Genomic DNA, 22,045 nt, shown 5'->3' with positions numbered 1-22,045 from the left:
CGTCGAAGGCGACGAAAGCGAACTCGAAGACCTCGTCAAGGCCCGCACCGTCCGCGCCATGGTCACCTGGCTCGACCAGAAGATGAACGCCACGGTCACCGTGACGGCGACCATCGCCCCACCGGCCGCCGTCACCGCCGGGCCCGCGTCCGCGCCCGCCGAGGTCGGGGTGGGGATCGCGCCGAAGCGGTTGATCGCCCTGGAGAGCGTCCAGGCCGGGCAGCGGATCGACCCGTCGACCGTGCTCACCGGTCTGCGCTTCCTGATCACCGGGGGCGGCCCGGTCGGGGCGTACCTGGCCGAGTTGCTCGGCGCGTACGGTGCCGGCGGCCAACTGGGGGTGCTCGACAGTGAGCAGGCCGACCAGGGTTTCGACGGGGTGCTGGTGCTCGACGGGCTGACCAACCTCGACGAGCCGCTGCTGCCCGACGTGTTCCCGCTGTTGCAGCGGGCCCTGGCCGCCGGGCCGCGCTGGCTGCTCGCCGCCGGGGCGCAGGACGTCACCGGAGCCGCCGACGGCATGCCCGGCCTGTTCCGCACGATCGCCCGCGAGTACCCGGGGCTGACCGCCCGCTTCGTGGCGGTGGACCCGGCGGCGACGCCGGAGGTCCTCGCCCGGCAACTCCTCGACGAGCTGCTCACCGCCTCCGACGCCCCGGTGGTCACCCGGCGCGGCGACGACCGGTACGTCGCCGACCTGGTCCCGGTCGAGCTGGGCGCGCTGGCCGCCGGTGGCGCCGGTCCGGCCGGCGACGGGGTGTCCGAGGCCGCCGCGATCGGCCTGGAACGTGACTCGGTGGTGGTGCTGATCGGTGGGGCTCGGGGCATCACCCCGTGGTTCGCCCGGGCGCTCGCCTCGGCCAGCGGGTGCCGCATCGAGCTGGTCGGCCGTACCCCGTTGCCGTCCGGCCCGGAGGACCCGGAGCTGGCAGCCGCCGGTGACCGGGCCGCGCTGGTCGGTGTGCTGGCCCGGCGCGGGCCGGCCGCGCCGGCCGAGATCGCCCGGACCGCGCAGCGCATCCTGGCGGCCCGGGAGGTGACCGCGACCATCGCCGAGCTGACCGAGCTGGGCGGTGAGGTCCGCTACCACACCCTGGACGTCCGGGACGCTGCGGCGACCCGGCAGTTGCTGGCCGAGATCCACGCCGAGCACGGCCGCCTCGACGGCGTGGTCTACGCCGCCGGGATCATCGAGGACAAGCTGATCGCCGAGAAGGATCCGGCGTCGTTCACCCGGGTCTTCGACACCAAGGTCGACGGGGCACGCGGCCTGCTGGCCGGCCTCGACGCGCTGCCCACCCCGCCGCGGTTCCTGGTCTTCTTCGGCAGCATCGCCGCCGCCTACGGCAACCGGGGGCAGGCCGACTACGCGGCGGCCAACGACGCCCTGGACTCCATCGGCACCCGGTACGCGGCCCGGACCGGGGTGCGCTGCGTGACCGTCCACTGGGGGCCGTGGGCCCCGGGCGCGGGCCACGGCGGCATGGTCACCGCCGAACTGAGCCGGGAGTACGCCCGACGCGGCATCGGCCTGATCGACCCGGAGGAGGGCGCGCTGGCCCTGCTGCGCGAGCTGGCCTGGGCCGACTCGTCGGTCACCTCGGTCGTCTACACCGCCTCCGGGTGGTGAGGGCGTCGATGTGTCGTCCCGCCCCCACCCGCCCCACCCGTCGGAGGAACCGATGAACAACGGCGCCGCTGCGCCCGGCCAGATCGCGATCGTCGGGATGGCCGCCCTGATGCCCTCGGCCGGTGACCTGGAAAGCTACTGGCGCAACCTGATCGGCGGGGTCGACGCGATCACCGACGTCCCCGCGCACCGCTGGGACGAGGAGTTCTACGACCCGGAGCAGTCCCACCGGGCCGACCGGATGTACTGCCGGCGCGGCGGATTCGTCGACGAGTTCGCCACCTTCGAGCCGCTGCGTTTCGGGGTGATGCCGGCCTCCGTCGGCGACATCGAGCCGGACCAGCTGATCACGCTGGAGGTGGCCGCCGCGGCGATCGACGACGCGGGCGGCGGGGACCGGCTCCCGGCCCGCGACCGGATCGGCGTCATCCTCGGCCGGGGTGGCATCCTCAGCCCCGCCCAGGCCCGCTACGCCCAGCGGGTGCGGATGTCCAGCCAGGTCGTCAGCATCCTGCGGGAGCTGATCCCGGACGTCGACCCGGCCCGGTTGGAGCTGCTGCGCAAGAAGTTCGACGAGCGGCTCGGGCCGTACCAGCCGGAGGGGACGATCGGTCTGGTGCCGAACCTGGCCGCGTCCCGGGTGGCCAACCGGCTCGACCTGCGCGGCCCGGCGTACACCATCGACGCGGCCTGCGCCTCGTCGCTGATCGCGGTGGACCAGGGCATCACCGAGCTGGTCAACGGCCGGCTGGACGCGGTGCTCGCCGGTGGCGTGCACCACGTGCACGACATCAGTTTCTGGTCGGTGTTCAACCAGCTCCGGGCGCTGTCCCGGCAGGGCGAGATCCGGCCGTTCGACGCTGCCGCCGACGGGTTGCTGATCGGCGAGGGCACCGGCGTGGTGGTGCTCAAGCGCTACGCCGACGCGGTCCGCGACGGTGACCGGGTCTACGCGGTGATCCGGGGCAGCGGGGTGTCCAGCGACGGCAAGTCGGCGAGCATGTTCAACCCGGCGGTCTCCGGTCAGGTGCTGGCGATCAAGCGGGCCTGGGAGTCGGCCGGGCTGGACCCGACCGCCCCGGACGCGCTGGGCCTGCTGGAGGCGCACGGCACCGGCACCCCGACCGGGGACGCCGCCGAGCTGACCACGGTGGCCGAGGTGTTCGGCCCGTACACCGGTGGTCCCCGCCCGGTGATCGGCTCGGTGAAGTCGATGATCGGGCACACCATGCCGGCCGCCGGGGTGGCCGGCCTGATCAAGGCCGCGCTCGCGGTCCACCGGGGGGTGCTCCCGCCCACTCTGCACTGCGAGACGCCCCGGGCCGAGATGGCGGCGACCCGGTTCGCCCCGATCGCCACCGCCCAGCCGTGGGAGAGCGACGGCCCGCGCCGGGCCGGGGTCAACGCCTTCGGGTTCGGCGGGATCAACGCCCACCTGATCATCGAGCAGGCACCCGTCTCGGCGGGCGAGCCGGTGGTCGCGCTGACCGCCCCGGCCGCCGGCCGGGCCGTGGTCGACGAGCCGGACCAGGTGCTCTGGTTGGCCGCTCCGGACCCGGCCGGGCTCGCCGAGCTGCTGGCCCGCGACGACCACGAGGTACGTCGGCTCGGCGTCGAGCTGGCCGGTCGCTCCGGCGGCGACTCGCCCGAGCCGACCCGGCTGGGCATCGTCAACCCGACCGACAAACTGCTGGCGGTGGCTCGCAAGACGGTGGCCCGGGGGCAGGCGTGGCGAGGCGGCCGGGACATCTGGTTCAGTCCCCGACCACTGCTCGGTGCGGGGGCGGGCAAGCTCGCATTCGTCTTCCCCGGCCTGGAGGCGGAGTTCTCCCCGCGTACCACCGACCTGGCCGCCCACTTCGGCCTGCCGGACCGCGAGTGGTCCGCCGCCGACCTGGGCCGGCACGGCGCCGGCCTGATCGAGGTGGGCAAGCTGCTCGACGAGGCCCTCGCCCGGATCAGGGTACGTCCCGACGCGGTGGCCGGGCACAGCATCGGCGAGTGGACCGCCGCCGCCGTCAGCGGCCAGATCAGCACCGCCGCGATGGACGAGTTCCTGGACCTGTTCAACGCCGACTCGGTGGAGGTCTCCGGGTACGTCTTCGCGGCCGTCGGAGCCGGCGCGGACCAGGTCACACCGCTGCTCGGCGACTACCCCGGCGTGGTCCTCTCGCACGACAACGCCCCGGCACAGTCGGTGGTCAACGGGCCGGAGGAGCAGGTCGACCAGCTCGTCGAGGCGCTGCGCACCCGCAACATCCTGTGCCAGAAGCTGCCGTTCCGGTCGGCGTTCCACACTCCCGCCTTCGCCGACGGGCTCACCTCGATCGGCGCCGCCCTGGGCCGGTGGGAGGTGCACCCGACCCGGATGCCGGTGTGGTCGGCCACCCTGCACGCGCCGTTCCCCGCCGACGAGGAGGAGGTCAACCGGATCTTCGTCCGGCACATGATGGAGCCGGTCTGGTTCCGGCAGACCGTCGAGGCGATGTACGACGCCGGGTTCCGGGTGTTCCTCCAGGTCGGCGCGGGGCAGCTCGCCTCGCTGATCGGCGACAACCTGCGCGGACGCGACCACCTCGCGATGCCGGTGAACACCGCGCACCGCAGCGGGCTGAACCAGCTGCGCCGGGTCGCCACCGCACTGTGGGTGGAGGGGGCAACGCCGGATCTGCGGGCCCTGGCCACCGGCGGCCGTACCTCGGCGGCGGCGGCCGTCGGCGGCCGTACCTCGGCGGCGGCCGGCACCGACGGCCCGGCGAAGCCCAGCGGCAGCATCGGCCGCCGCGGGCCCCGGATGAAGCTCGACCTCGGCGGGCCGCTGGTCCGTCTCGGCGCGGACGCGGCCGGCCTGCTCGGGGTGACCGCGTCGGCGAGCGGGGCGCTGCCAAGGCCGACGCCGGTCACCGGGAACGGCGGCGCCGGGCCGGTGGTCGCCGCACCCGGCCAGGTCGGCGCACCGGTCCGACCGACGGCACCGACGCCGGTCGCCGCCGCGCCATCGGTCGCCCGACCGGCGGCGGTGCAGCCGCCCACCGCCCGACCGGCCACCATGCCGACAACTGTCGCCCGACCGGCCGCCGTGCAGACGCCCACCGCCCGACCGGCCGCCGCGACGCCGGCCCCGGCCGCGCGGACGGTCGGACAGCCCGGTGGGCGGGGCGGCGAGGCCCCCGCCGCCGTCGCCGCGCCACCTGGTGAGCCGGCCAGCGCGCTGGACGCGCTGCACCGGCTCGCCGGCGGGTCCAGCGCGGCGGCCGAACTCGCCGCGTTGCTGCGGGAGACCACGCAGGGCTCGGTGCACCTCCTGGCCACGACCGGCGGCAACGGCACGGCGACGCCGACCCGACCCGCACCACCCGCCGCCCCGGTCGGAAAGACCTCCGCCGCGCCCGTCGGGAGGCCGCCCGTCGCACCCGTCGGGAGGCCGCCGGCGACCCCGGCCCGCCCGGGGACCGTCGCCGGGGCGGAGATCGGCCGGATCACTCGGCGGATCTCCCTGGAGACCATGCCGTACCTGCTGGACCACTGCTTCTTCGTGCAGCCCGACGACTGGCCCGACCCGGAGGACCGGTGGCCGGTGGTACCGGCGACCGCGCTGGTCGCCCACATGATGGAGGCGGTGGAGCAGTTGGTGCCCGGCCTCCCCGTGGTGGCGGTGCACGACGCCAAGTTCAACAAGTGGCTGATCGCCGAACCGGCCACCGACGTCGAGATCGTGGTCCGGGCGGCCGGCCCGAACCGGTACGCGGTCGCCTTCGGCGGGTACGCCCGGGCGACCATCGAGGTCGGTGCCGGGTACCCGACGCCGCCGCCGGTCTGGACCCACGACCCGGCCACCGAACGGCCGCCCACCCTCGGCGCCGCCGAGATGTACGCGGAGCGGTTGATGTTCCACGGCCCGCAGTTCCAGGGCGTGACCGAGGTCCACGCGCTCGGCGACATGCACGTCCGGGGCGTGGTCACCGCCCCGGTGCCACCCGGGGCGCTGTTGGACAACGCGCTCCAGCTCATCGGCAACTGGCTGATCACCACCCAGCCGTTCCGGACGGTGGCCCTGCCGGTGGGGCTCGGCCAGGTGCGGTTCTACGGGCCGCCCCCGCCCGCCGGCCGGGCGTTCGAGTGCGTGGCCCGGGTGCGCGTCGTCGACGACGGCAAGCTCGTCGCCGACACCCAGCTCAGCTACCAGGGGCGGGTGTGGTCGGAGATCGAGGGGGCGGTCGACCGGCGGTTCGACAGCCACCCGCAGGCGAGAGTGGCGGAACGGTTCCCCGAGCGGCACCCGATGTCGCTGTTGCAGCCCGAGGGCTGGACGATGGCGTTCGACTGCTGGACCGACCTGGTCACCCGGGGCATGGCCGCCCGGGGCATCCTCGGCGGCGCGGCGTACGCGGAGTACGAGCGGCACCCGGCGAAGACCCGCAAGCAGTGGATGCTGGGCCGGATCGCGGCGAAGGACGCGGTGCGGGCCCGGCTGTGGGAGGACGGCCACACCGACATCTACCCGATCGAGTTGACCGTCGGCAACGATCCGGACGGCCGGCCGTGGGTACGCGGGCGGCCCGGCCGTGGCCTCGGTGACTGCGACGTCTCCCTGGCGCACTGCGCGGAGATCGGGGTGGCGATCGCCCGTCGGCGGGCACCCGGCGCGACGACCGGCGGTCCCGGCGTCGGCATCGACGTCGCGGAGGTCACCGACCACCCGGAGAGCACGTTCACCTTCGCCCTCACCGCCGCCGAGATGACCCTGCTGGCGTCGCTGGCCGGCACGGACGTCGCGGCCCGGCGGTTGTGGTTCACCCGGTTCTGGGCCGCCAAGGAGGCGGTCGCCAAGGCCGAGGGCACCGGGCTGGACGGCACCCCGCGCCGGTTCCGGGTGTACTCCGCCACCGAGACCGGCCTGACCGTCCAAATCGGCGGGCGGGCGTACCGGGTCGGCCACCGGGACGTGACGAATCCCGAGGATCTGCCGACCCGCCGGTACGTCGTCGCCTGGACCTGGGGGCCGGAGCCGGAGCCGGCCACCCCGCCCGGGGTGTCCCGGCCGTGACCCGGCACCCGGTCCGCACCGCGGCCCATTCCATCCGATCAGCAGAAGGAGCAACGACCATGCCTGCGGCCCAGGACACCATCCTCGCCGAACTCACCGAGATGATCGACGCCGTACTGGGTGACTTCGCGGACGACCAGGTGGTCACGATGGACACCACGTTCTCGGACGACCTGGGAATGGAGAGCATCGACGTCGTCGCGCTCGCCGGCCGGCTCCAGTCCCGCTACGGCGACACGGTCAACTTCGCCCACTTCGTGGCCAAGCTGGACCTGGAGACCGTCCGGGAGCTGAAGGTCGGGCAGCTCGTCACGCACATCGCCAGTTCGGTGGAGAAGGCCGACGAGATCGGGGCAGGCAGCCGGTGACCATGGTCCGGGCGAACGGGATCACCCTGCACACGCAGCGGCTCGATCCCCCCGGTCCGGCCACCGACGGCCGGACCGGGCCACCGACCGCCGTGCTGATCCACGGGATGGCCTCGGACACCATGGCGAGCTGGTACTTCACCCTGGCCGAGCCGCTGTCCCGGGCCGGTTTCCCGACCGTCCTGTACGACCTGCGCGGCCACGGGCGCAGCGAGCGCCCCACCACCGGGTACGCCCTGGACGACTTCGTCGACGACCTGGCGGCGCTGCTGGCCGACCTGGACGTCACCGGTCCGCTGCTGCTGCTGGGCAACTCGTTCGGCGGGACCATCGCGTTCGGCTTCGCCGCCCGGCACCCCGACCGGGTGGCCGGCATCGTCACCATCGAGTCCGCGCCGCCGATCCCGGAGTGGATGCGACGGGTACGCGAGCGACTCGCCCGCGTCGCCGCCCGGCTGCCCCGCACCGGAGCGGTCACCGAGATCGGGGCCCGGCGGGGGCGGATCGCCGCCCAGCGGGCCGCCGAGACGCATCGGATGCTCACCGACACCAGCCTGGCGGAGGAGCTGCCGGCGAGTCCGCTGCCGGCGACCGAGGCGCTGGCCGCGATCGGATGTCCGGTGCTCTGCCTCTACGGCGGCGACTCGGCGGTGGTGGAGCTGGCCCCGGCGGTACGCGGGCTGCTGCCGCAGACCCGGGTCGTGGTCCTGCCCGACCAGAAGCACACGGTGCTGATCGACCGGCCGGAGGAGGTACGCCGGCTCGTCTTCGCCTGGCTCGCCGAGGACTGCTCGCTCGACCTGGCCCAACCCACCACCGCATGACGACGCGACACCCAGGAGGTCTTCCGATGGACACGCCGATCACCGGCCGTTCGATCATCATCAGCAACGGTCGGTGCGGCTCCACGCTGCTGTCCGACCTGATCCACGAGGAGCCGGACACCCTGTCGGCCCAGGAGTTCTTCATGTCGGTGGCGCCGTGGGCGCGCAGCGCCGAGGTGCTCACCGGACCCGAGTACTGGGCGGTGCTGGCCAGCCCCAAGGCGGAGCTGGCCACCCTGTTCCGCATCGGGTTGCCGCCGAAGGAGGTCCGGTACCCGCAGACGGGCCGGTGGGCCGACCGGCTGACCGAGCTGCCCCGCATCCTGGCGATCACCCTGTCGAAGCTCACCGCCGACCCGGACGCGCTGTTCGACCAGCTCGCCGAGCGGGTGCCGGAGTTCCGCACCCAGACGGTGGCCCAGCACCACCACGACTTCCTGGACCTGCTCGCCGTGCTGACCGGCAAGACCCGTTGGGTGGAACGCTCCGGCGGCTCCAGCCACGTGGCGCCGTACCTGCTGCGGGGCTTTCCGGACTGCAAGGTCGTCTACCTGACCCGCAACTGGGAGGACACCGCCCGGTCGATGAGCCGGCACTCGTCCTTCCAGCTCATCCAACTGCGGGTGGAGTTCCTCGGCCGGTGTGGTCTGGACCCGTTCCGGGTCGGCCCGGACCAGTCGGTGCCGGAGGACCTGGAGCGGTACCTCCCGGACCGGCTGACCGCCGACGCGCTGCGGGAGCGCGGTCAGGATCTGCGCCGCTACCTCGGGTTGTGCGCCTTCATGAGCAGCCAGGCCGACCAGGCGCTCAGGGACGTGCCCCCGGAGCACCTGCTCCGGATGTCCTACGAGGAGCTGGTCGCCGACCCGGTCGGGGAGCTGACCGGCCTCGGCCGCTTCCTGGACTTCCCCGACCCGTCCGGGTGGGCCGAGCAGGTCGCGTCGCGGGTCGTCGCCCCGGCGCCCCGGAAGCTGCCCGCCGCCGTCTGACCGGTTCCCTGTTTGTCCCTGCCCGCCTCGGTCCGGTCACCGGACCGGGACGGGTGTCCCCCTTCCTTCGGAAAGAGAGACAGTTGGTGAATCCACTCCGGATCTCCACGCGGCGGTTGTCGGCCGTCGTCGCCGTACTCGGACTCGGGTCGGTGTTGGTGATTCCCTCGGCGGCGCTCAGCGCGCCGCTCGACGCCGCCGACGCGGCCAGCGCGGCCGGCGCGCACCAGAGCAGCCCGCAGCTGCTCGCCAAGGCCCAGCCGGACGAGTGTTTCGCCGGGATCGGGCAGCCCTACCCGGCCGGACCGCCGTGCGCCACCGGACAGGCGAAGGTCAACCAGTCGTACCTGTGGGGGATGACCCGGGCCGGCAAGATGCTGTGGTTCGGCACCGGAGCGAACGTCAACTGTCTGACCAGCGGACGGGCCCTGCGCAACAGCACTCCGACGGTCAACGACGACTGGGTCTGCGAGTACGGCGAGAGCCAGGTCGCCAAGCGCAACCCGCAGTTGCCGGCCATCCTCGGCGACCACCGCCAGCCACGCATCTACACCTACGACACCCGGGCCAACAAGCTGACCGAGAAGACCGATCTGGTGAAGTCGGCCTCCACCGAGGACGCCAACCGGTTGCAGTCCACGGCCGGCATCCGGGCGGCCGGCAACTTCGGCGGGGTGGCGCTGCTGGGTGGCCCGGCGCTGGGCACCAGCGTCAACCTGTTCGCGTTCGACACCGACAGCGGCGCCTTCCTGGGGTCGCGCAACTTCCCCATGTACGGCAACATCCGCCACTTCACGGTGGCCGGTGACGCGCTGTACGCCGGGGTGGGGGTCGGCGCGAACGGCGGTGAGCGCGGCAACGTGCTGCGCTGGACGGGCAGCAAGTCCGACCCGTTCGCGTTCACGGTGGTGGCGAACCTGCCGGCGCAGGCCGCCGATCTCACCGTGCACCAGGGCCGGGTCTTCGTCACCACCTGGCCGGGCTCGGACGACGAGCTGGCCGGCCCGACGGCCGGTTCCGCCGCCGTGCCGACGAGCATCGCCGCGGTCTGGATGAGCCCACCGCTGTCGTCGGGCGCTCCGGGGCTCAACCCCGAGGACGCCGACGGCTGGCAGCAGGTGTGGAACGTGTCCGCCTACGAACCGGACCCGGTGGTGGCCCGCGCCTACGCCCTGGGCGGCCTGGCCTCCTACGGCGGCTTCCTCTACTGGGGCACCATGCACGTGCCGATGAAGGCGACCACCCTGCACATGACGACGTACCCGCCGGCGGACGAGGCGGCGGCCCAGGCCACGATCCAGAACACCCAGCGGTCGATCAGCATCTACCGGGGCCGCAACTTCGGCTCCAACTTCCAGAAGATCGACCTGCTCTACGGCTCGACCGAGCTGCCCGCGTTCGACCCGGCGGCCAACGGCGGAGCGGGGGCCTGGGCGTTGCAGTCGACGCACCTGACGCCGAAGTTCGGCCCGGCCGGTTTCGGCAACCCGTACAACAACTACACCTGGAAGATGGTGGTGACCGCCGGGAAGCTGTACGTCGGCACGATGGACTGGAGCTACCTGGCCAAGGAGCTGGGCAAGGAGACCGCCGCCGAGCTGGGCCTGTCGCCAAAGCTGGCCAAGGAGTTGGCCGAGGCGCCGTTGGACGCGGCCGGCGTGCAGGCCAATGCCCTGCCGGAGGCGGTGTACGGCGGTGACCTCTACGTGTTCAGCTCGCCGACGAAGGCGGCGACCACGGTCAACAACACCGGGCTGGGCAACTACCTGAACTACGGCATCCGCAACATCGTCGCCGACGGTCCGACCCTCTACCTGGGGATGGCGAACCCGATGAACCTGCGGACCAACCCGAGCGACGACGTCCCCGAGGGTGGCTGGGAACTGATCCGGCTCCGGGGCTACTGAGGTCCGGGGGCCGGCCCGGTGACAGCGTCGTCGCCGGGCCGGTGCCCCCGCTCCCGACCGCGGTTCTCGCTCCCCCGGCGTGGTTCTCGCTTCCCGGCCGCGAGGCAGGGGCGATCGCGGACGGCCCGTGCCCTTTGCCGAATCCTGGCGCGTCCCTGACGTTGCTCGAACATTCCCGGGCGAAAGTATAGATATGATGCCTTTTACCGTTTTTCGTCCCGACGTCGGGCGGGGTCTCCGCCGGTCGGGCCGGTCGGGAACCCGCCTCGCGGGGACGCTCGCGCTGCTCGTCGCCCTGATCGCTCCCACCGGGTGCAGTCTCGGCCGCCAGGACGCCGGACCCACCGACGACGGGTCCGGACCGGCCGCCAGCGCCTCGCCCTCCGGCAACGCACGGCCGGCAGCCGACGTCCCCGTCGGCAGCTCCACGCACACCATCACCGTGGACGGGCGGAAGCGCACCTACCGGCTGTACCGACCCGCCTCGGTCGACCTCGCCACGCCGGTCCCCCTGGTGGTGATGCTGCACGGCGCGGCCGGCACCGGCGAGCAGGCCGAGCAGGCGTACGGCTGGACCGGCCAGGCCGACCGGGACGGCTTCGTGGTGGTGTTCCCCGACGGGCTGAACCGGGCCTGGGCCGTCGGACCGCAGTGCTGCGGTGCGCCCGCCCGGGAGGGCGTCGACGACGTCGCCTTCATCACCGAACTGGTCGCCACCCTCGGAAAGGACCTGCCGGTCGACCCGGCCCGCCGCTACGTCACCGGGATCTCCAACGGTGGGCTGCTGGCGTACCGGCTGGTCTGCGACACCACCACCTTCGCCGCGATCGGCGCGGTGGCGAGCACCCTGACCGGGCAGTGCCCCGACCCGAAGCCGGTGTCGGTGCTGCACGTCCACGGCCAGCAGGACCAGACCATGCCGTACGGCGGCGGTCCCGGCCGCCGGGACAACGACGGCACCGGCCGCAACCCGGTGAAGATCGACGGCCCGCCCACCCCCGAGCTGGCCGCCCGGTGGCGGACCGTGGACTCCTGCGCCGCGCCGAAGGTGACCACCGACGGGCCGGTCACCCGGTCGACGGCGACCTGCGCCCAGGGACGCGCCGTCGAGCTGATCACCATCGCCGACGCGGGCCACCAGTGGCCCGGCGGCCGACCCAACCCGGCCCGCGCGGAGAAGCTGCTCAACCTCGATCCCCCCTCCACCGCGCTGAACGCCACCGACACCATCTGGCGGTTCTTCGCCGCACATCCCAAGCCCACCGGCGGCTGACCGTCACCGCCGCCCGCCGTCGACACCCCGCGCGGGCGGCGGTATCCGCACCCCAGAACAGGAGTTGAGATGCCCAGCAGAGACGGGCCGGCCGTGGTCGAGGTCCACGATCTCGTCAAGCGCTATCCCCGCACCGACACCAACGCGGTGGACGGGCTGTCGTTCGCCGTCGCGCCGGGCGAGATCTTCGGGCTGTTCGGGCCGAACGGGGCCGGCAAGTCCACCACCGTCGGCATCCTGACCACCCGGTTGCGGGCCACCGGCGGCCGGGCCCTGGTCGGCGGGATCGACGTGGGCCGCGACCCGGCTGCCGCCCGCGCCCAACTGGCCGTGGTGCCTCAGCACAACAACCTGGACCGGGCCCTGACCCCTCGGCAGAACCTCGTCTACCACGCCACGTACCACGGGGTACGACGCCGGGAAGCGCAGGCCCGCGCCGAGGAGCTGCTGGAACGGTTCGGCCTCACCGAGCGCGCCGACCGGCGGATCGAGGCGTACTCGGGTGGGATGGCGCAGCGGTTGATGATCGCCCGTGCGCTGGCCCACGAGCCGGCGGTGCTCTTCCTCGACGAGCCGACCAACGCGCTCGACCCGCAGACCCGCCTGCTGATCTGGAGTCAGCTCCGGCAACTGGGCGAGCGCGGGGTCGCCATCGTGCTGACCACCCACGCGATGAACGAGGCGGCCCGGGTGGTCGACCGGGTCGGCATCGTCGACCACGGCCGGCTGCTCACCGTCGACACCCCGTCCAGCCTGGTCCGGGGCCTGGCCGGTGACGCGCTGCTCGACCTCACGGTCACCCCGGCCCCCGGGGACGACCCGGACGCGCTCTGCGCCGCCCTCGGCGAGCTGACCGGCGTACGCAAGGCGGAGCGGTTGGCGGCTCCGGCCGGCCCGGCCGGGTGGCGACCCGGCGGCGGGGCCGGGCTGGCCGGTGTCGGGGCGGGTGGCGCCGGAATGCTGGCCGCGCTCGCCGCCGGGGCCGGTGGTGGGCGGCCGGGTGCCGGCAGGCTGGCCGCCCTGGCCGGCGCGGGCCTGCTCGGGCGGGGCGGCGCGGCGGGCAACGGCGGCGGGCACGGCCGGTTGCGTGTCCGCCTGCACCTGGCCACCGACCCCGCCGCGCTGCTCAGCCCGGCGGTGACCGTGCTCGCCGCCCGGTCGGCGGCGATCAACGCGGTCGACATCGGCGAGCCCAGCCTGGAGGACGTCTTCATCGAACTCACCGGAAGGCAACCGCGGTGACCGCTCTCGACACCCCGACCCCGCTGCGCGCGACACCCCACCCGCGCCCCCGCCCCGGGACCGGCCGGGTCTTCGCCGCCGTGCTGCGCCGCGACCTGATGGTCACCGGCCGGGAACTCTGGATCATCCTGGTGCAGGTCGGGCTGACCCCGCTGTTCATGCTCTTCGTCTTCAACACCGTGCTCGGCAGCCAGGGTCTGGTGGGCCGCGGCTTCGCCGACGTGTTCCTGCCGGGCATCATCGCGCTGGCCGCCCTCACCACCGCGTTGCAGAGCGTGGCCCTGCCGTTGGTGAAGGAGTTCGGCTTCACCATGGAGATCGAGGATCGGCTGATGGCGCCGCTGCCGACCGGGTACGTCGCGATCGGCAAGCTGGTGATCGCCACCATCCGGGGACTGCTCGCGGCCGTGCTGATCTACCCGCTCGGGGCGCTGATGGTCGGCTCCGCGCCGTGGCGGCCGGCGGGGCTGCCGCTGGCGTTCGTGGTGGCACTGCTCGGGGCCTGGATCGGCGGGGCGATCGGGATGAGCCTGGCCACCACCCTGCCGGTGCAGCGGATCAACGTCACCTTCTCGGTGATCCTCACCCCGATCATCTGGACCGGGTGCATCCACTACCCGTGGCCACGGCTGTCGTCGGTGCCCTGGTACCAGGCGGTCACCGCGCTCAACCCGATGACCTACGTCTCGGAGGGGGTGCGGGGGGCACTGCTGCCCGGCGTACCGCACCTGCCGGCGTGGGTGTGCCTGACCGTGCTGACCGGAGTGGCCGTCGTGCTGACCTGGGTCAGCGTCCGCTGCTTCGGCCGCCGGGCGATCCAGTGAGCGGCCACGTCCCGGCACCGACCCCGTACCGCACCCGCATCCGACAGGTCGAGGAGTTGCCATGGCAGACCCCACCATCGCCGAATCCGACGCGGCGCTCGCCCGCCGGCTCGCCGCCAGCGCCGGTGAGCTGCTGCTCCGGGTACGCGCCACGCACGGGCACGCCGATCCCGCCGCGCTGAAGGACGCCGGCGACCGGGCGGCCCACGACTTCCTCCGGGCCGAACTGGCGCGGTGGCGGCCGGCCGACGCCGTGCTGTCCGAGGAGGACAAGGACTCCCGGCTGGTCGACACCAGCGAGGGGGTGTCCCGGCGGACCGCCGACCGGGTGTGGATCGTCGACCCGTTGGACGGCACCCGGGAGTTCTCCGAACAGGGGCGGTCCGACTGGGCGGTGCACGTGGCGCTCTGGGCGCGCGACGCGACGACGCCGCACGGGCTGGTGGCCGGGGCGGTCGGCCTGCCGGCGCAGCACCGGGTGCTGGCGACCGACGCCCCGACCCCACCGCCGGCCGCGCCGACACCACCCGGCGCGGTGATCCGGTTGGCGGCCAGCCGCAGCCGTCCCCCGGCCTTCCTGGCCGAGCTGGCCGACGAGGTCGGTGCCGAGCTGGTGCCGATGGGCTCGGCGGGGGCGAAGATCGCCGCGGTGGTGACCGGCGAGGTCGACGCGTACATCCACGCGGGCGGCCAGTACGAGTGGGACTCGGCAGCGCCAGTGGCGGTGGCCACGGCGGCCGGGTTGCACGCGTCCCGCATCGACGGCACCCCGCTGACGTACAACGAGGCGGACCCCCGGCTGCCGGATCTGCTGGTCTGTCGAGGCGAGTTGGCCGCGCCGCTGCTCACCGCCCTGCGACGACAACTGGCCGGCACGGCGATCCCGGCCGGCTCCCCCGCTCCCCACCCCGGAAAGGACCCCCGATGAGCAGCGGATCGGCTGCGTACCAGGTCTCCCAGCTCGACGAGTTGGAGGCGGAGAGCATCTTCGTGATGCGTGAGGTGGTCGCCGAGATGGAGCGGCCGGTGTTGCTCTTCTCCGGCGGCAAGGACTCCATCGTGATGCTCCGGTTGGCGCAGAAGGCGTTCGCCCCGGCCGGTATCCCGTTCCCGGTGATGCACGTCGACACCGGGCACAACTTCCCCGAGGTGCTGGACTACCGGGATGGTCGGGTGACCGAGCTGAACCTGCACCTGATCGTGGCGAGCGTTCCGGAGGCGCTGACCCGGGGCCTGGTCCACGAGTCGGCCGACGGGATGCGCAACCGTATCCAGACGCCGGTGTTGTTGGACGCGGTGGAGAAGCACCGGTTCGACGCGTTGTTCGGTGGGGCGCGGCGGGACGAGGAGAAGGCGCGGGCCAAGGAGCGGGTGTTCAGCTTCCGCGACGAGTTCGGGCAGTGGGATCCGAAGAACCAGCGGCCGGAGCTGTGGTCGCTGTACAACGGCCGGCACCATCCGGGCGAGTCGATCCGGGTGTTCCCGCTGTCGAACTGGACCGAACTCGATATCTGGCACTACATCGCCCGGGAGCAGATCCCGCTGCCGTCGATCTACTACGCCCACGACCGTGAGGTGATCGAACGCGACGGCATGTTCTACGCCGTCAACGAGTTCTTCCACCCCCGGCCGGGCGAGGAACCCTTCACCGCCCGGGTGCGGTACCGCACGGTGGGGGACGCCTCGTGCACGGCGGCGGTGCGCTCGGATGCAGACACGGTGGAGAAGGTGATCGAGGAGGTGGCCGCGACGCGGATCACCGAGCGGGGCGCGACCCGGGGCGACGACCGGGTCAGCGAGGCCGCCATGGAGGACCGCAAGCGAGAGGGCTACTTCTGATGAGCACCGACATGCTGGCACCGGCGGGTTCCCCGGCCGAGGCCCGACCGATGGACCTGCTCCGGTTCGCCACCGCCGGCAGCGTGGACGACGGTAAGTCGACCCTGATCGGTCGGCTGCTGTACGACACGAAGTCGTTGTTCACCGACCAGCTCGCCGCGGTGGAGGCGGTCAGCGCGGCCCGGGGTGACGAGTACACCAACCTGGCGCTGCTGACCGACGGCCTGCGGGCGGAGCGGGAGCAGGGCATCACCATCGATGTGGCGTACCGGTACTTCGCCACGCCACGGCGGAAGTTCATCATCGCCGACACCCCCGGGCACACCCAGTACACCCGGAACATGGTCACCGGCGCGTCCACGGCGGACCTCACCCTGGTGCTCGTGGACGCCCGCAAGGGCCTGGTGGAGCAGTCGCGGCGGCACGCGTTCCTGTGCTCGTTGCTGCGGGTGCCGCACCTGGTGTTGTGCGTCAACAAGATGGACCTGGTCGACTTCTCCCAGGAGGTCTTCGAGCAGATCGCCGACGAGTTCACCGCATTCGCGGCGAAGCTCGACGTGCCCGACCTGGCCGTGGTGCCGGTGTCGGCGCTGCAGGGTGACAACATCGCCGCCCGGTCGGAGAACATGCCGTGGTACGAGGGGCCGTCGCTGCTGCACCACCTGGAACACGTGCACATCGCCTCGGACCGGAACCTGGTCGACGTGCGGTTCCCGGTGCAGTACGTCATCCGCCCGCAGTCGACCACCGTCACCGACTACCGGGGCTACGCCGGTCAGGTCGCCTCCGGCGTGCTCAAGCCCGGCGACGAGGTGATGGTGCTGCCGTCCGGCTTCACCAGCCGGATCGCCTCGATCGACACCGCCGACGGCCCGGTGGACGAGGCGTTCCCCCCGATGTCGGTCACCGTCCGTCTGGCGGACGAGATCGACGTCTCCCGGGGCGACATGATCTGCCGACCGCACAACGCCCCGACCACGACCCAGGACATCGAGGCGATGGTCTGCTGGATGGACGAGACCCGTCCGCTCCAGGTCGGCGGCAGATACGCCATCAAGCACACCACCCGGTCGGCGCGGGCGATCGTCCGTGACCTGCACTACCGCCTCGACGTCAACACCCTGCACCGCGACGAGGCCACCACCCAACTCGACCTCAACGAGATCGGGCGGGTCCGGTTGCGCACCACCGTGCCGTTGCTGGTGGACGACTACCACCGCAACCGCACCACCGGCGGCTTCGTCATCATCGACGAGACCACCAACCGCACCGTCGGCGCCGGAATGGTCGTGCAGCGGGACTGACTCCGCACCACGACCCGCTGGCCTGCGGCGGAGGTCGGACCCACCGACCTCCGCCGCACGGGGCCGACCGTCATGGTCGGTCGGGCCGGGGCCGACCGAACCAGCGGGTGAGAGCGGCCCGCAACCAGTCCTCGTCCGACCCGTCCACGGTGGACTGCCAGGCCACGTAGCAGTCCGGGCGCAGCAGCAGCGCGGTCGTCCCGCCGCCGTCCCGCTGCCCGCCGGCCGCATCGGCCCGCCCGGTGCCGAGGTCGACCTTTCCGGTGACCACGTCGGCCCGGTCCCGCCACGGCTCGGCCACCGGGCCGAGAGTGCCGGTGGGGTCGAGCAGCAGCGCACGGGCCGGTCGGGCCAGCTCGGCCAGCCGTACCGGGCCGGCGTCGGTGTGCAGCACCAGATCGGGTGCCCAGCGCCCGACCAGCGGTCCGCCCGGTCCCCCCATCTCGTAGTGGGTGTCCGCGCCGGCCAGCAGGGCGGCGACGTGGGCGGCGTTCTCCGGTCGGGCGAGCAGTTCACCGAGGAGCACCCGCAGCGCGGTGATCTCGCTGCCCGGGGAGATCAGCGCCGACTGGGCCTGGGTCGACATGGTCACCCGTCGGGCCACCGGCTGACGTTCCGTCTCGTACGAGTCCAGCATCCCCTCCGGGGCCCAGCCGTGCACCTGCGCGGCCAGCTTCCAGCCGAGGTTCACCGCGTCCTGGAGGCCGAGGTTGAGTCCGGGCCCGCCGATCGCGGAGTGCACGTGGGCGGCGTCGCCGAGCAGCAGCACCCGACCGGTGCGGTACCGCTCGGCGAGTCGGGTGTTGCCCCCGACCAGGCGGCGCAGCAGGTGCGGCCCGGCTCCGGCCGGTGGGCCGAGCGGTATGTCGGCACCGAGCACCCGGGCGACGCTGGCCCGCATCTCAGCGAGGGTCAGCGGGCCGTCGAACCGCGTCGAGTCGGGCCATTCGATCGTGGTGAGGGTCGACGGGCGGCCGGCGAACGGCGCCCACGCGATCAGCCCGTGCTCGGTGCGGGTGTGCCGGAACGGCGCGATGGTGCCGTACCCGGGCACCACGAGGCCACCGGTCTCCGGGTCGACCAGGTCCTCCGGCAGGCTGACCTGGGCGGTCCGGGAGACCGTGCGATCGGTGGACACACCGGGGAAGCCGATCCCGGCCAGCCGGCGTACGACGCTGTGTCCGCCGTCCGCGCCGACGAGGTACCGGCAGCTCAGGGTCGTACCGTCGGAGAGTTCGACCCGTACGGCGTCCGCGCCCTGGGTCAGGCCGGTCACCTCGCACCCGCGGCGTACCTGCACACCCAGTTCGGCGGCCCGTTCGGCGAGCACCCGGGCCAGCTGACGCTGCGGCACCTGGAGCAGGTGGAGCGGGTTGTCCGCCACCGCCCGCAGGTCCAGCGGCAGCGCGCCGAAGACGAAGCCGGGCTCCGGCTGCGGCGGGCCCGGGTCGTCGCCGAGACGCTGGTACAGGCCGCGCCGGTCGAGCATCCGGACCACCTGGCCGACCAGCCCGTTGGCGCGCTGCTCGGTGGTGGGTGCCGACAGCCGTTCACACACGACCGGTCGGACCCCGGCCAGGGCCAGCTCGGCGGCGAGCATGAGGCCGTTCGGGCCGGCACCGACGATGACGACATCGATCATGAAAGATCCCTTCAACGGGTACGGTCGCCCCGCCCATCGACATGGCGACAGGCCGTGGGGAGGGGTGGAGCGCCTCAGCGGAGCGCTGATGGGTGCGGCGGGAGGTGCGGGGGCGGGTTCAGCGCGGGGTGGGGGCCGGTAGGCCGGCGGCGAGTTGGGCCAGCGCGTCGGGAAGCAACCGTTCGATCGGTATCGGCGGGTCAGCGCGGACGAAGTGCCGCATCGCCGCGTTGACGGCAGCGCTCACGCTGGCGGCGACCAGGTGTGGATACAGGTCACGCCGGAGGTCGGTGCCGGTGCGCTCGGCGACGGCCGCGGCCAACTCGGCCTCGGCGACGGCACCCGCGCGCAGCATCTCGCCCTGCAACGCCGGCTCGGCCAGCATCACCCGGAGCCCGTCCACCCACTCGGCGTGCGCACCCGGCGGTGACTGCTCGACCTCCGGGCCGGGCGCGAACTGGGCCAGCACCGCTTCGATCAGCGCCGTCCACAGCGGTTCGTCGGCCGGCCGCAGGCGCAGGGCCTGCGCCGTCCGCAGACTGCGGTCGAGGTGCCGCGAGGCGATCGCCTCGGCCTTGCTGGAGAAGTAGTTGTTGAACGTGCGCGGGGACACGCCCACGGCTTGGGCGATGTCGTCCACCAGCACGTTGTCGAAGCCTCGCGCCACGGTCAGACGGATGGCCGCCCAGCTCAGCGCCGCCCTGGTCTCGGCCTTCTTGCGTTCGCGCAGCCCGCCCATGGGGAGAGCATAGCAAATAATGCGCGACACGCAATTTTACCCGCCGCGCAGTATTTTCCCTTCCCGCCGGAGACGGACGAGCCCCGGCCGATCAGTGCTCGGCCGGGGCTCGTCGTGGGGAGGTCGGGTCAGGAGACGTCGAAGCGGTCGAGTTCCATGACCTTGGTCCAGGCCGCCACGAAGTCGGTCACGAACTTGTCGCCCGCATCCTGGCTGGCGTAGACCTCGGCGAGGGCCCGCAGCTGGGAGTTGGAGCCGAAGACGAGGTCGACCGCGGTGGCGGTCCACTTCACCTCGTCGGTGGCCAGGTCCCGGATCTCGTAGACGTGCTCGGTGGACTCCGACGCCTTCCACCGGGTGCCCGGCGAGAGCAGGTTGGCGAAGAAGTCGTTGGTGAGCACGCCGGGCCGGTCGGTGAGCACGCCGTGCGACGTACCGCCGACGTTGTTCCCGAGGGCCCGCAGACCACCGACGAGGACCGTCATCTCCGGCGCGGTCAGGTTGAGCATGTACGCCCGGTCGATGAGCAGGACCTCCGGCTGGGTCTTCTCACCGGGACGAAGGTAGTTGCGGAACCCGTCGGCACGCGGCTCCATGACCGCGAAGGACTCGACGTCGGTCTGCTCCTGGCTGGCGTCGGTGCGGCCCGGCCGGAACGGCACGGTCACCTCGACACCCGCGTCGCGGGCCGCCTTCTCGACGGCGGCCGAGCCGGCCAGCACGATCAGGTCCGCGAGCGAGATCTTCGCGCCACCGGCGGCGTTGAACTCCCGCTGGATCTCCTCCAGGGTCGCCAGGACCGTCGCGAGCTGCTCGGGCTGGTTGACCTCCCAGTTGCGCTGCGGCTCGAGCCGGATCCGGGCGCCGTTGGCGCCGCCACGCTTGTCGGTGTGCCGGAAGGTCGCGGCGGAGGCCCAGGCGGTGGAGACCAGCTGCGCGGTCGTCAGGCCGGACTGGAGCACCTTCGCCTTGAGGACGGCGACGTCGGCGTCCCCCACCAGCTCGTGGTCGACGGCCGGCACCGGGTCCTGCCACAGCTGGGGCTCGGCGACCCACGGCCCGAGGAAGCGGCTGACCGGACCCATGTCACGGTGCAGGAGCTTGTACCAGGCCTTGGCGAACGCCAACGCGAACTCGTCCGGGTTCTCCAGGAAGCGGCGCGAGATCTTCTCGTACGCCGGGTCCACGCGCAGCGACAGGTCGGTGGTGAGCATCGTCGGCTTGTGCTTCTTCGCCGGGTCGTGGGCGTCCGGGATGATCGCCTCGGCGTCCTTGGCGACCCACTGCTTCGCACCGCCGGGGCTGGTGGTCAGCTCCCACTCGTAGCCGAAGAGGATCTCGAAGAAGCGGTTGCTCCACTGCGTCGGCCGGTCGGTCCACGTCACCTCGAGACCACTGGTGATCGTGTCCCCACCCTTGCCGCTGCCGTGGGTGCTCAGCCAGCCCAGGCCCTGCGCCTCCAGCGGGGCGCCCTCGGGCTCGGGGCCGACGTGGTCGTCGGCGATGCCGGCGCCGTGGGTCTTGCCGAAGGTGTGGCCGCCGGCGATGAGGGCGACGGTCTCCTCGTCGTTCATCGCCATCCGGCGGAAGGTCTCCCGGATGAAGTGCGCCGCCGCGGCCGGGTCCGCGTTGCCGCGGGGGCCCTCCGGGTTGACGTAGATGAGGCCCATCTCGGTCGCCCCGACACCGGCCGCCATCTCCTTCTCGGAGGCGTAGCGCTCGTCGCCGAGCCAGGTGTCCTCCGGACCCCAGAAGATCTCCTCGGGCTCCCACACGTCCTGCCGGCCGAAGCCGAAGCCGAAGGTCTTGAAGCCCATCGACTCCAGGGCGACGTTGCCGGCCAGCACGAGCAGGTCGGCCCAGGAGATCTGCTGGCCGTACTTCTGCTTCACCGGCCAGAGCAACCGGCGGGCCTTGTCCAGGTTGGCGTTGTCCGGCCAGCTGTTCAGCGGCGCGAAACGCTGCCCGCCGTCACCGGCGCCACCACGACCGTCCTCGATGCGGTAGGTGCCGGCGGCGTGCCAGCTCATCCGGATCATCAGGCCGCCGTAGTGGCCGAAGTCGGCCGGCCACCAGTCCTGCGAGCTGGTGAGGACCGTGGTGATGTCCCGCTTGAGGGCCTCGACGTCGAGCTTGGCGAACTCCCTGGCGTAGCTGAAGTCCTCCCCCAGCGGGTTGCCCTTGGCCGAGTGGGCGTGCAGGACCGACAGGTCGAGCTGGTTGGGCCACCAGTCCCGGTTGGTACGCGGACGCCCTCCGGTCTTCGGCGTCGGCGAGTCGATCGCCGGGTTCTCGCTCTCACTACCCTGCGCGGTCACCGAGTCGTGCGCGACCGGACAGCCGGCCGCCGCCTTCTGGTCCACGCCCTGCGCGCTGGCCGGGGCGTTGTCCTGGGTGTCGCTCATGTACTTCCTTCC

At 72.8% G+C, this 22,045-nt stretch carries 15 protein-coding genes; 12 read left to right on the top strand and 3 right to left on the bottom strand.

Annotated elements, in window-relative coordinates:
- From ACIG87_RS04445 to cysN, 12 genes are all read left to right on the top strand, one after another.
- The coding region (locus ACIG87_RS04445; protein ID WP_396848100.1) for an SDR family NAD(P)-dependent oxidoreductase at positions 1 to 1,630 on the top strand (1,630 nt) is incomplete at its 5' end.
- Between the two features lie 52 nt (positions 1,631 to 1,682).
- The gene (locus ACIG87_RS04440; RefSeq protein ID WP_396848098.1) at positions 1,683 to 6,677 is read left to right on the top strand and encodes a beta-ketoacyl synthase N-terminal-like domain-containing protein; all 4,995 of its coding nucleotides are present in this window, start codon (positions 1,683 to 1,685) and stop codon (positions 6,675 to 6,677) included.
- 59 nt (positions 6,678 to 6,736) lie between these two features.
- On the top strand, positions 6,737 to 7,045 hold the full coding sequence (locus ACIG87_RS04435; protein WP_396848096.1) for an acyl carrier protein: 309 nt from the start codon (positions 6,737 to 6,739) through the stop codon (positions 7,043 to 7,045).
- Between the two features lie 2 nt (positions 7,046 to 7,047).
- Complete coding sequence (locus tag ACIG87_RS04430) at positions 7,048 to 7,869, top strand: alpha/beta fold hydrolase (protein WP_396848187.1); 822 nt, start codon at positions 7,048 to 7,050, stop codon at positions 7,867 to 7,869.
- Between the two features lie 26 nt (positions 7,870 to 7,895).
- Positions 7,896 to 8,858 carry a sulfotransferase domain-containing protein gene (locus tag ACIG87_RS04425; RefSeq protein ID WP_396848095.1) on the top strand — a complete coding sequence of 321 codons (963 nt, stop codon included), beginning with the start codon at positions 7,896 to 7,898 and terminating at the stop codon, positions 8,856 to 8,858.
- A gap of 86 nt (positions 8,859 to 8,944) precedes the next feature.
- Positions 8,945 to 10,765, top strand: a complete 1,821-nt coding sequence (locus ACIG87_RS04420) for a hypothetical protein (RefSeq protein ID WP_396848185.1) — start codon at positions 8,945 to 8,947, stop codon at positions 10,763 to 10,765.
- A gap of 442 nt (positions 10,766 to 11,207) precedes the next feature.
- Entirely contained in the window at positions 11,208 to 12,038 is an 831-nt protein-coding gene (locus ACIG87_RS04415) for an alpha/beta hydrolase family esterase (RefSeq protein WP_396848094.1), read from the top strand.
- A gap of 69 nt (positions 12,039 to 12,107) precedes the next feature.
- Positions 12,108 to 13,280 carry an ABC transporter ATP-binding protein gene (locus ACIG87_RS04410; protein ID WP_396848092.1) on the top strand — a complete coding sequence of 391 codons (1,173 nt, stop codon included), beginning with the start codon at positions 12,108 to 12,110 and terminating at the stop codon, positions 13,278 to 13,280.
- Complete coding sequence (locus ACIG87_RS04405) at positions 13,277 to 14,104, top strand: ABC transporter permease (RefSeq protein ID WP_396848091.1); 828 nt, start codon at positions 13,277 to 13,279, stop codon at positions 14,102 to 14,104. Before ACIG87_RS04410 ends, ACIG87_RS04405 begins: the two co-directional genes overlap by 4 nt.
- A gap of 61 nt (positions 14,105 to 14,165) precedes the next feature.
- Complete coding sequence (locus ACIG87_RS04400) at positions 14,166 to 15,032, top strand: 3'(2'),5'-bisphosphate nucleotidase CysQ (protein WP_396848089.1); 867 nt, start codon at positions 14,166 to 14,168, stop codon at positions 15,030 to 15,032.
- A complete protein-coding gene (gene cysD / locus ACIG87_RS04395; RefSeq protein ID WP_396848087.1) occupies positions 15,029 to 15,943 on the top strand; it encodes a sulfate adenylyltransferase subunit CysD in 915 nt (304 codons plus the stop codon). Before ACIG87_RS04400 ends, cysD begins: the two co-directional genes overlap by 4 nt.
- Complete coding sequence (cysN, locus tag ACIG87_RS04390; protein ID WP_396848085.1) at positions 15,943 to 17,247, top strand: sulfate adenylyltransferase subunit CysN; 1,305 nt, start codon at positions 15,943 to 15,945, stop codon at positions 17,245 to 17,247. Before cysD ends, cysN begins: the two co-directional genes overlap by 1 nt.
- 70 nt (positions 17,248 to 17,317) lie before the next feature.
- Here cysN and ACIG87_RS04385 read toward each other — a convergent pair whose 3' ends face one another.
- From ACIG87_RS04385 to katG, 3 genes are all read right to left on the bottom strand, one after another.
- On the bottom strand, positions 17,318 to 18,889 hold the full coding sequence (locus tag ACIG87_RS04385) for an FAD-dependent monooxygenase (RefSeq protein WP_396848084.1): 1,572 nt from the start codon (positions 18,887 to 18,889) through the stop codon (positions 17,318 to 17,320).
- A gap of 118 nt (positions 18,890 to 19,007) precedes the next feature.
- A complete protein-coding gene (locus ACIG87_RS04380; protein ID WP_396848082.1) occupies positions 19,008 to 19,628 on the bottom strand; it encodes a TetR family transcriptional regulator in 621 nt (206 codons plus the stop codon).
- A gap of 128 nt (positions 19,629 to 19,756) precedes the next feature.
- Positions 19,757 to 22,033, bottom strand: a complete 2,277-nt coding sequence (gene katG, locus ACIG87_RS04375) for a catalase/peroxidase HPI (protein ID WP_396848080.1) — start codon at positions 22,031 to 22,033, stop codon at positions 19,757 to 19,759.
- Positions 22,034 to 22,045: the final 12 nt, after the last annotated feature.

It is taken from the genome of Micromonospora sp. NPDC051925, from assembly GCF_044548625.1.
GTDB lineage: Bacteria > Actinomycetota > Actinomycetes > Mycobacteriales > Micromonosporaceae > Micromonospora.
This window is presented reverse-complemented; position numbering and strand designations above follow the sequence as displayed.